The sequence below is a fragment of the Microcoleus sp. Pol12B4 genome, from assembly GCF_036701385.1.
Lineage (GTDB): Bacteria > Cyanobacteriota > Cyanobacteriia > Cyanobacteriales > Microcoleaceae > Microcoleus.
Genome location: NZ_JAUBQR010000100.1, coordinates 1 through 9,951, shown reverse-complemented (window position 1 = coordinate 9,951; position 9,951 = coordinate 1). Strand labels below are relative to the sequence as shown.

General features: G+C 45.1%; 13 protein-coding genes and 1 tRNA gene. 7 read left to right on the top strand and 7 right to left on the bottom strand.

Annotated elements, in window-relative coordinates; genetic code table 11:
* From QUA38_RS15180 to psbX, 3 genes are all read right to left on the bottom strand, one after another.
* Positions 1-452 (bottom strand): redoxin domain-containing protein (locus QUA38_RS15180; RefSeq protein ID WP_333163068.1); only part of this gene is annotated, 452 nt, incomplete at its 3' end.
* Positions 453-723: 271 nt separating this feature from the next.
* On the bottom strand, positions 724-1,530 hold the full coding sequence (locus QUA38_RS15175) for a Ycf66 family protein (protein ID WP_333163066.1): 807 nt from the start codon (positions 1,528-1,530) through the stop codon (positions 724-726).
* A 281-nt stretch (positions 1,531-1,811) separates the two neighbouring features.
* Positions 1,812-1,931, bottom strand: a complete 120-nt coding sequence (psbX, locus tag QUA38_RS15170) for a photosystem II reaction center X protein (RefSeq protein WP_333160753.1) — start codon at positions 1,929-1,931, stop codon at positions 1,812-1,814.
* Positions 1,932-2,055: 124 nt separating this feature from the next.
* Between psbX and QUA38_RS15165 the strand changes: the two genes are divergently transcribed.
* Entirely contained in the window at positions 2,056-2,340 is a 285-nt protein-coding gene (locus QUA38_RS15165; protein WP_006634856.1) for a YggT family protein, read from the top strand.
* A 60-nt stretch (positions 2,341-2,400) separates the two neighbouring features.
* Here the strand turns inward: QUA38_RS15165 and accC are convergent, their stop codons facing one another.
* Positions 2,401-3,756 carry an acetyl-CoA carboxylase biotin carboxylase subunit gene (gene accC / locus QUA38_RS15160; protein ID WP_333044176.1) on the bottom strand — a complete coding sequence of 452 codons (1,356 nt, stop codon included), beginning with the start codon at positions 3,754-3,756 and terminating at the stop codon, positions 2,401-2,403.
* Positions 3,757-3,984: 228 nt separating this feature from the next.
* Here accC and QUA38_RS15155 point away from each other — a divergent pair.
* Positions 3,985-4,068 (top strand) — tRNA-Leu (locus QUA38_RS15155).
* A gap of 126 nt (positions 4,069-4,194) precedes the next feature.
* Here QUA38_RS15155 and QUA38_RS15150 read toward each other — a convergent pair.
* The gene (locus tag QUA38_RS15150; RefSeq protein WP_333163063.1) at positions 4,195-4,434 is read right to left on the bottom strand and encodes a hypothetical protein; all 240 of its coding nucleotides are present in this window, start codon (positions 4,432-4,434) and stop codon (positions 4,195-4,197) included.
* A 126-nt stretch (positions 4,435-4,560) separates the two neighbouring features.
* Here QUA38_RS15150 and QUA38_RS15145 point away from each other — a divergent pair, with 126 nt between their 5' ends.
* From QUA38_RS15145 to QUA38_RS15135, 3 genes are read left to right on the top strand one after another with little or no spacing between them, the layout of a single operon-like run.
* A complete protein-coding gene (locus tag QUA38_RS15145) occupies positions 4,561-4,773 on the top strand; it encodes a helix-turn-helix domain-containing protein (protein WP_006634859.1) in 213 nt (70 codons plus the stop codon).
* 37 nt (positions 4,774-4,810) lie between these two features.
* A complete protein-coding gene (locus QUA38_RS15140) occupies positions 4,811-5,209 on the top strand; it encodes a DUF433 domain-containing protein (RefSeq protein WP_333163061.1) in 399 nt (132 codons plus the stop codon).
* Complete coding sequence (locus QUA38_RS15135; protein WP_333127850.1) at positions 5,202-5,558, top strand: DUF5615 family PIN-like protein; 357 nt, start codon at positions 5,202-5,204, stop codon at positions 5,556-5,558. The genes QUA38_RS15140 and QUA38_RS15135 overlap by 8 nt, the downstream gene beginning before the upstream one ends.
* Positions 5,559-5,578: 20 nt before the next feature.
* Here the strand turns inward: QUA38_RS15135 and QUA38_RS15130 are convergent, their stop codons facing one another.
* On the bottom strand, positions 5,579-7,456 hold the full coding sequence (locus QUA38_RS15130; RefSeq protein WP_333163059.1) for an ATP-binding protein: 1,878 nt from the start codon (positions 7,454-7,456) through the stop codon (positions 5,579-5,581).
* Between the two features lie 166 nt (positions 7,457-7,622).
* Here QUA38_RS15130 and QUA38_RS15125 point away from each other — a divergent pair, with 166 nt between their 5' ends.
* Positions 7,623-8,249, top strand: a complete 627-nt coding sequence (locus QUA38_RS15125; RefSeq protein ID WP_333163057.1) for a hypothetical protein — start codon at positions 7,623-7,625, stop codon at positions 8,247-8,249.
* Positions 8,250-8,421: 172 nt separating this feature from the next.
* On the opposite strand, the gene QUA38_RS15120 is transcribed toward QUA38_RS15125, so the two are convergent.
* Positions 8,422-9,519 (bottom strand): ATP-binding protein, encoded by a 1,098-nt coding sequence (locus QUA38_RS15120; RefSeq protein WP_333163055.1) that lies wholly within the window; start codon positions 9,517-9,519, stop codon positions 8,422-8,424.
* Between the two features lie 219 nt (positions 9,520-9,738).
* Between QUA38_RS15120 and QUA38_RS15115 the strand changes: the two genes are divergently transcribed.
* Positions 9,739-9,924: a hypothetical protein gene (locus QUA38_RS15115; RefSeq protein WP_333163053.1), complete on the top strand. Its 186-nt coding sequence runs from the start codon at positions 9,739-9,741 to the stop codon at positions 9,922-9,924.
* Positions 9,925-9,951: the final 27 nt, after the last annotated feature.

Below are 9,951 nucleotides of genomic sequence, written 5' to 3'. Positions count from 1 at the left end.
AAATCTAATACTTGCTGGGCGTGTTGGTGCGGTTCGCCCATCGGCAAAATATTAATTACCTGAAGGTTTTCGTTGAGTACAAAAGTTTGGGGTGCATAGTGAACTCCGGCAACTCCATTTTCTTCGATATCTCGGCAAACACCGTACTGCTGACTGACTTGTTTGTGTAAGTCCCAGAAAAACAGGAATGACCGAGCAATTGTTGTCGGTCTGTTTTGTTCTTTGTCTGCTGGGTCAACGCTCACTCCGAACCGCACTACTTGCAAGCTTTGGAATTCCTCTGATAGCTCTTGAAAGCTTTTGAGGATAACTTGGATTTGTGGAAAAGCTGCGCTGGCAAAGAAAAAAAGCACGACTCGCCGGCCGGCAACCGTTGAGAAATGAAATAAGGGGTTATTTGTAGAAGGAATGGAAAACCAGGGAGCCGGATCTCCTATTTCGAGTAATGGCATCTTGCTGATTTAAGAATTGGGATTTTATATTAAGATTATTATGCTGTTGATTAGTTCCTCAGGTTCGGTAGGTCAAAATAATTTAAATTAAAAAAAATTAGCTTTTATTTGTGTATATCTGCGTTTTTCTGGGGTTTCACCCTCGCAATTTACAGTTTTTTTAATCACTTTAATATCTGAAAATAAGTAGATGGGCATCAATAAACGCAACTTATTTTTTTGCCGGCGGGCACCAGAAATGTTTAGTTTCACCCATCTACTTAGTGTTTGCCTATTTGTCGAAACTGGGGGAATTATCCGGTTGGTCTTCCGGGTATTCTACAGGTCGATATTCCACGTAGTCTGACGGCGGTGCTTCCACGTCGCGGTTGCTGGACCGAGACCTCGATGATTCCGTAGGACGGGGTTTTTTGGTTCTCGGTGGCGTATCGGAACTGCGATTTTCCGAAGCAGGGGGGCGACTGCTGCGGCTGCGGGTCGGTCTTTCTTCGGGGTTGTCTGAAACGTCCCAGTTGTCAGACTCTTGGGCAGGCGGGGCTTCTGGGCGAGAGGGACGTTTGCGCGACGATCGATCCGAATCGGGCTTGGACGTGTTAACGCTGCCGTTGCGATTCGAGGGGCGGCGGCGGGGTTCGTCGTCGTAGGCTTCCCGGGACGAACGGTAGTCTTGGCTGCCTCTAATCCGGGGACGCTGCGGATAGTCTTCTTCGGGTTCTAGCTGATCCATTTCGGCATCGTAGCCGTCGTAACCGTAGGCGTTGCTGACCGGTCGGTCTTCATCTATGTATTGGGCGCGACTTTTGGCTTGGGCTGTGGTCGCTCCTCGCAGTTTAATGCTTTCTGCTGCAAAAAATATGGCCGAACCGGTGAGCAGAAATTGACCGAATGCCAGAATAGGGTCAAGCCGCCATCCTTGAAATAACAGAATACCGCCGCACAGCAGACCGACTGCTGCAAAAAAAATATCGTGGTCTCGGGCTAGTTTGGGACGCCACGATCGCAGAAAATACAGTCCTGCCCCTGCTACTGCTAGGATAATCCCTAACAGGCTGCTCCAGTTCAATCCTAAATTGACCATTAGCCTATCTCCTATGTCTTTCCTATGTTAGCGAGTTAGATTTTACATCTATCATTAAGTTTGTCAGCCCGACTGTGCTTTCTGGGGCAGCGTCCGGTCAGGGTTTCAGCTTGGGAAGTGAGTATAATAATGAGTCTAACGGGAAAAAACCTCAGCTTGGCAGTCAACTGAAGGTTTTGCCTTGACAGTTGCTGGCAGCCGAGGTTTCTCGGATCGGGGAGATGCCCGACTTGTAGCCCACAATTGACTTGCAGCGCCGGACTTAGAAACCCGCTGACTTTTTAGGTGCGCTTGATTTTGTCTTTTTGGCTGATGAAGATCAGGGCGATCGTTGCTGGAATCACTACCACTGTCACGCCGATCAGCAGGCTGTACAAAAAGTTCGCGAGAGAAGGAGTCATAGATTCAAAGCCTTTGTTACAACAATTTGATTTTTATTAATTTTATACTTTCGATCGCACCTGTGAAACGGTTAAAATTATGAATAGCAGACTTAACAAAACTTAAAATTTCGAGATAAGACCCATGACTGGTATTACCGTTGCAAGTTGGATTCTGGGCTCTGTCCTAGTCGTGATGACCTTGCTGTTTATCTTTCGGATCGTCCTGACTTGGTATCCCGAGGTGAATCTGAGCAAATTGCCGTTGAGTCTGATTGCTTGGCCGACGGAACCTTTTTTAGCCGTAACTAGAAAGATTGTACCGCCGATCGGCGGGGTGGACATTACGCCGATTATTTGGGTGGGTATCTGTAGCTTGCTGCGAGAAATGATTCTCGGTCAGCAAGGGCTACTGACGATGATGATGTAGAAGTTGGCGGTTGATGATTGACTGTTGGCGGTTCACTGCCAACTGCCAACTGCCAACTGACTAATGACTGTTTTGGTTCAAGAACTGTTCGACGAAATTCGTGTAAACTTCGCCGCTGAGAAACTCGGGGGAATCGAGGATTTTTTGGTGAAAGCCCAGGGTGGTGGGGACGCCGGTGATGGCACACTCCCGCAATGCCCGTTTCATCCTGCGGATGGCTGTCGGTCGATCGCGCCCCCATACAATTACTTTACCGATTAAAGAATCGTAGTAAGCGGGTATTTCGTAATCGGTGTAGACGTGAGAGTCCATCCGCACGCCGGGGCCACCGGGAGGCAAATAACCGCTGATTATGCCGGGGTGCGGTCGGAAATTGCGATCGGGGTCTTCGGCATTGATGCGACACTCGATGGCGTGGCCGTTGAGAATTACTTGGTTTTGCTTGATTTGCAGTTTTTCGCCTTGGGCGATGCGGATTTGTTCGGCTATCAAGTCCAGGCCTGTAATCATCTCGGTGACGGGATGTTCTACTTGGATGCGAGTGTTCATTTCCATAAAGTAGAACTTGCCCGATTTGTCAAGCAAAAATTCGACAGTGCCGGCACCCGTGTAGTTGATGGATTTGGCGGCGGCAATGGCGGCGTGACCCATTTGATCTCGCAGTTTCTGGCTGAGGGCTGGGCTGGGGGCTTCTTCGAGGAGTTTTTGGTGTCGACGCTGAATCGAACAATCTCTCTCGCCGAGGTGGATGACGTTACCGTAGTTGTCGGCGAGGATTTGGATTTCGATGTGCCGGGGTTTTTCGATGAATTTTTCGAGGTAAAGTCCGGGGTTGCCGAAGGCTGCGTCGGCTTCGCCTTGGGCTGCTGAGAATAGTTTGGGGAGTTCCGAGGGTTCTCTAACTAGCCTCATGCCGCGGCCTCCACCGCCGGCGGTGGCTTTGATCATCACAGGATAGCCGATGTCGCGGGCGATCGACAAAGCTTCGCGATCGTCCGCCAGCAATCCCTCGCTACCGGGAACTGTGGGGACTTTCACTCGCTGCATCGTTTCTTTGGCGGTGGATTTGTCGCCCATCGCCCGCATCGCGGCAGGAGAAGGGCCGATGAAGGTAATTTGATGGTCGGCGCAGATTTCGGCAAATCGGGCGTTTTCGGCGAGGAAGCCGTAACCGGGGTGAATGGCTGCTGCGTTGCGCGTCAGGGCAGCCGCGATGATGTTGGGGATGTTTAAATAGCTTTTGCTGCTGGTGGGGGGGCCGATGCAAACGGCTTCGTCTGCCAATTGGACGTGCAAGGCGTGTTTATCTACGGTGGAGTGTACGGCGACCGTGGCAATCCCCATTTCCTCGCAGGTCCGCAATATGCGGAGAGCTATTTCTCCCCGATTAGCGATTAAAATTTTCGAGAACCCCATCTTCGCTGCTTAATTCACTCAATATTCTGTACAATAATGCCTTTCGGTATGTTCTGGATAATCGTTTTGCAGAAATTGTTCACAAAAATTTATTTTACATTTTGCTGGTAGTGGTGCTATGATTGTAAATCGGCGGTCTCAAAGGGCAAGTCACAAGTTAAATGTCAGGAACCTCAACCTGTGAATCTTTAACTCGTAACGCAAAAATCCCGGAGACTGCCAGAAAGAGCGGATGTGGCGGAATTGGTATACGCGCACGCTTGAGGTGCGTGTGGCAATATGTCCTTGCGAGTTCGAGTCTCGCCATCCGCATTGAATATGTAAAACAACTGTTGACAGTTTTTGCTGTTGGCAGTTGTTTTGTATTGAGTGGTTTTTCTAGAAAGTCGATCGAGTTTTTGATCGGATTCTGGAAAACTCGATCAAACTAAGCATTCTTTAACTGTCGATCAACAATTGTGTTTGTATGGGCACGCTGAGTTCATTTACGCACAGCGCATTTACGAAAACAATTGTATGTGGGACTGTGGGCATTAAGCGACGCAGTGCATTCAAGTAAGATTCGGCATCGGGGCGACGACTAAAACGGGCGACTGTTAACCGCTGACAGTTTGGGAGTTGGCGAATTATACACCAAGGTTTAAGTCGATCGCGATAAGTGAGTTCTTTTGGTATCATAGGAAAATCCTTTCCACGAAAGTGGATGGTTAGAGAGGCGATTGCCCTTGATTTATCAGGTCTGAGGGCGATCGTCTTTGTGATTACAAATATTAAACGATAGATACTTATCGTTTGTCAAGTATAATGGGGTTAGTTAGGTTCCGAATCCGAGAGTTGGCTGACGAAAAAGGATGGACGCTAAAGGATGTTGCCGATCGATCCGAGGTTCCGTACAGCACAGTCAGGCACTATGCTCGTTCGGAAGGACTAGCAACGGTTGATATCACATCCATTCAAAAGATAGCTCGCACCCTCGATGTTTTGATTGAGGAGTTGATGGAAGTTGTTAAAGAATGAACCGATGAAATTATATTAGCAAACGGAAGTTAGATCGATGACATCCTACGCCTTAAACTTACCCGTTCAGTTACAGCAAGAAGCTGAAAAATTGGCAACACTCCAAGGCATTTCGTTCGATCAGTTTATTCTCTGGGCTGTAGCCGAAAAAGTCGCTACTCTCAAGCAGCGGAATGACGATCCGGCTTTTCCTGAAATCACCTATGTGCGCGGCGCTAGCGGCGAACTCGTTCCCGTTTTGCGCGGCACTCGGTTGCGGGTGCAAACAGTAGTCATCGCAGCGCAAAAATGGGGTTTTTCTCCAAACCAAATTGCCACTGAGTATGAGTTAAGTGAAGATCAAGTGAACGATGTTCTCGCTTTTTATGCGGCTCACTATCAAGAAATAGACGCATCTATTGCCGCTGAGCAAATTATCGAAGCTGCTAATGTCTAAACCGCTATTGCATCTAGATGCCGATACCTCTATTAAAGCTTTGCAAGCCGCCCTTTTATCTCGCAGTCATGATGTCACTCGGACACCGACTGAGTGGATGGCTTTAGATGCTAGCGATGAGGCTCAATTGCTAGAGGCAACAGCGCGAGGGCGGTGTATTTTTACGTTTAATATCCGGGACTTTCAGGTTTTAGCTCAGCGTTATCCCGAACATGGTGGCATCATTTTGGCTGCTCAAAACAGTTGGACATTATCTAGTCTAATTGCTTCCCTCGATCGCCTGCTTTCAGAAACACAAGCTGCGGACTGGAAAGGGCAAGTCCGCTGGCTTAATCAGTGGCGAACCTAATCAGGACTTACGCAAGCACACTATATATTTATCGACAGCACCCAATGGCGAAATAGTTCGACAATAATGCGCCACTTGCCATCAATTTCCCAAACTACATCGTGACGTATCAAAGAGTTAAGTGCTTGTTGTAAATTTGTCTCGTTCATGCCAGTAATTTCAGCTAGCGTGGTAATATCGAGTCCTTCTCGGTGAGGTGCGATCGCTCTTAATACCTCTTGTTGTCCGGGAGCACCCCGCGCCGCCTGACCCCAAACGCCATCGAAGTAGTAGCGTCCCCGTTTAAAGAAATCAGGGTCATTAATGACTGCCCTCACATCTTCTACTGTAAAAACAGGATCGCGAGAATTTCCCATTTCAAAAACTTGGTCATTGTAGCGGCGAACTAGCTGAAATCCCACTAGCTGAACTAAATAAGGCTGTCCAGCAGTCCAAACATAGATTGTAGATAACGCTTCTGGCGCGTAGTCAAGAGGAAAATCTTCATGGGGATTAGCAAGAATCTGGCGGGTAGCTGCACTTTCCATAAAGCTAACCTTGATATTAATAAAGCTAGCAAAGAAAGGGTGAGAGTAATCCCCAGTCATCTCGTCTAAAGTATGCAAACCAGCCAAAGCAAAAGCTACTTTAGGACTCCATTGTACCATCCCGCGCAGAACCTCCATAAAGTCACTGTCAATTTTTCCATTCTCAATCAGTTTTTCAATCTTTTCAAACTCATCTAAAGCAATAATCAAACCCCTTTCACTCAGATTTGCCTCTACTTGTTTCAAATAGCGCTCAAAAGTACGGTAGGGAAGATTCAGCAAATCCTCATCGGCAGGAGGTGGAATGTTGACAACCTCAGAAATTTCATCGCTAATTGCTATCAACACCTCTCCAACTCCTTGAGGAGTATTTCCCAATCGCAATAGATTGACATAAGCTACTTTTACCTGTGACCCTAGCGACTCAACCGCGTTAAGCAGAATAGAAGTTTTGCCCATGCGTCGATGACCGTAGATAACCACAGACTGAAGTTGGTGACTCAATATCCACACTTCTTTGAGCTGTTTGAGTATATCCTCTCGTCCAACAAACAGGTTCCCCTCAACAGGGTCGCCAACCACGTAGGGATTACGCACTCGCTCAGTAATAGAAACGTTCCCAACCTCACTAGCTACATCTAATATCGCTGCCGACCAATTCCAGGCAATTTTTCTAACTATTTCTCGCTCTGGTTGAGGTACATCATGAGCTCGATCCCGCAAGTTTTTGAGTTCTCCTAAAGCATGGCTAAGAGCAAAGGCTCTGGCAGAACGAGACGAACTATTCTGAATAACTTTAATATCTTTTATAATCTCATACAAACTATCTATCGCTTTCCAAGTATCCCAACGCAGCCAAGGTGTTTTAGGGGCACTATATAGCGATAACGCAGTAATATCATTCAATTTTATAGTCTTCTGATAAATAGACATAATTACACTTATTCTCCACATTTCTTCTCCATAAGGTAGAGACCGCACCGCCTCAAATGCTTCTATTGCATCGTATAGCCACTGCTTATGCAAACTCAAGAAACCACGGGCAACAGCGCGAGCAGGAGGCTCAAATTGAATAAAATTTGTATAGATAGAACCTGAAATAAAACGCACCAATTCCCATTTGTAAGGATGATCTGTTAAATGTGCTATACGATCGACAACTTGCTCTGGTTCTTCAGCAAGAACTTGGTTTAAAGCTTGAATTACAGGAATGAACTGGAGAGTATAAGTATAAATTTCATAAGCATTATGTATTCCTGTCTCCCAATCTTGTCGCAGCCATTCTTTTAATTGCTCTGTGAGATAGGGATTAGGCAGGACAGTTACACGAGGAAACAGCAAGTCTAGATGATTTCTATAGGACTTACGCATTTTAAAGACATAATCAGATGGCAATTCTTGAGACAGGGGAAGATGGGGAGATGAAGAAATTAGAAAATCTGAATATCCAGAATATCGGGAATAAAACTGATTACTCAAAACCCTTGGGCTGCTGTTTTCTTTAACTCTGTGCGTAAGTTCTATTTTAAATAATGTTTTGCTTATTGGTAATGTAAAAAACCAGTTATCTGGGCGCAGCAATCCGATAAATGAACCAATTACACAACTGAGAAAAAAAAATGCGCGAATTAACAGGCTTTTTAGAAAGACAAAAACATCTGTAACTTTGAACTCAATTGGCAGATACAAGCAAAGCATTAATGACATTAATAACACTCCACCAATAACTAATATAATAGCTAAGTCATTCACCTCTAAAATGGCTAGTGTCGCAATACCTCCTACACCCAACCACATACCTGCTAATATACCTAAAATCCCGATAACTCCAAGGTTAGTAGAGGCTTCTTTTATAGCACTGACAGTAAAAATTGCCAGATTACAATTCAAGCTTAAAAAAATGATTATTGTTAGATATTTGGCTGTTCGTGACTTAAACTCTGACAAAAATATATCTTTTTCAATTAGTACAGATGCCAAGGTTATGAGACACAAAAAAATAGTAACGAAAAAGCTGACTGATATATATTCCGCATCTACTGAACAATTAATCAATGTAAGAATTACACTCCAAGTCAATAGTGTAAGGAATATGACTACCATTACTTGTATAAGTAACCCAGTTATTATGGGATTAAGAAATAATCCTGAATCTTTTTTATAATTTTTGTAGCGTTCTGAAATAGATACTCTATTGTAGACGTACCACCGCAAGGCTTGGGGAAAGAAAAACACCCAGTATAACAATCGCAAGTAATCGAGCGGTTTTGATAATGAAAGAGGTCGCTTTAATTTAGGAGCTAAGTTTAAACGGGGAACGTCGGTGTTGCGATCGCTCATTTTACATCCTCCACATATCGCAAATAATTTTGATAGCACAACTGCATCAGCCGTCGGGGATGACCGCCACTTTCTTGTATTAACTGGCTTATTTCCTCTTGAGTAAAACGCACCGAAGTCCTAGCAAGACGAGCTTGAATAAAGGCACAGGCAATTGCTTCATCCCAAGGCTTGATATTCTCTTCTTGGCAAATACCCGCCAGCGGAGATGTGTTCCCTTCATCCTGACTGTCATTAAAGAGTTTATCGAGGGGTTGGGTAGCAGCTAAAATCAGTTGTAAAGCTGCATTTTGCCCCTCAGCTAAACCCCGCAAGTGATCTCTCACTTGACGGGTAAAACCTTCCCAAGTCATCTTTCCGACATTATCTATAGCCAGCAGCACTCTATGCTTTTTCAACGCACGAGTGAGCATATATCCCTCGCTTTTAGGGATGCCAACTTCTTCGCACAAAGCTGTGTAGAAGTCATCTTCATCTCGGATTCCATTTAGGTCTAAGTAAATTGGTCGCCGTGGCGAGAATAGGAGATTTTCAGCCTGTTGACAAATAGCCGATAGCAGAGAAGATTTCCCGATGCCTTCCTCTCCTATTAAAGCTACGCTGTCATTGCTGTTAAGAACCTCGAATACTCGCCTAATTTCCCGTTCTCTGCCGAAAAAAAGTTGCGGGTCGTCAACTTTACCAGTCTGAGGAATAAAAGGGTTATCAGAAATAACAGGGGTACGATCGTCTGTACTGAATGCACTCCCTTGACTTGAGCGCCATTTTTCATACTGCGGTTTCAGCCAATCTCGAAATGCAGCATCTTTCACCGGACTACTTCTGTCGTTACAACCCAAAAAACCTTCCCCGTTTTCTTTTGGGCAGAAAAGCTTATATATCGTGCACATTTGCCGCTGAACAGTCTCAGGGTTGCTCGGAATGTTAGAATTTTCTTCTGCGAACGCTTCCTCTGCAACCTCTTTGTTACTCTTTACCGTATTTTCATCGGGAAACCTAGCCAGAAGAATAGCTTTGTGTGTCCGGCTCAAACCATAATCAGTAACTATCTTTAATATTAAAAAGCTTTGCCATAAGTTAACAGTCTCAGTCATGCCAACCCCTCTCAGAACTTGGTCTCCCTCTTGTTGAGTTTACCATCACTAGCGCATAATAGGAATATTTTTCCGGTTGAGCCAAACATCGGAAAAATTTTTCCGATTCTTTTTCATATACCGGAAATAATTTTCTGCGACATTTTTGAAATTAGCTTATAAGCTGTTATTTAGTGGTAAGCATTCCACCGCAAACTTTGAAAAACCCAGGAGATAAATATGACACAACTAATTGAGTACATCCAGACAGCTAAAGAATTTGCTGATACTTATGGCATAGCACATCTAGAGCGGCTGCTGGCATTAGCTGAAACTGTCCCCAATTATCCGAAAACTCGACCATCGACTTTTACAGTTACAGCGGATTCCGCTGTAATGAGGTACAACAAAATATCATTGTTGTAGTCAAACCTAATGAAAGCGTATTCTCTC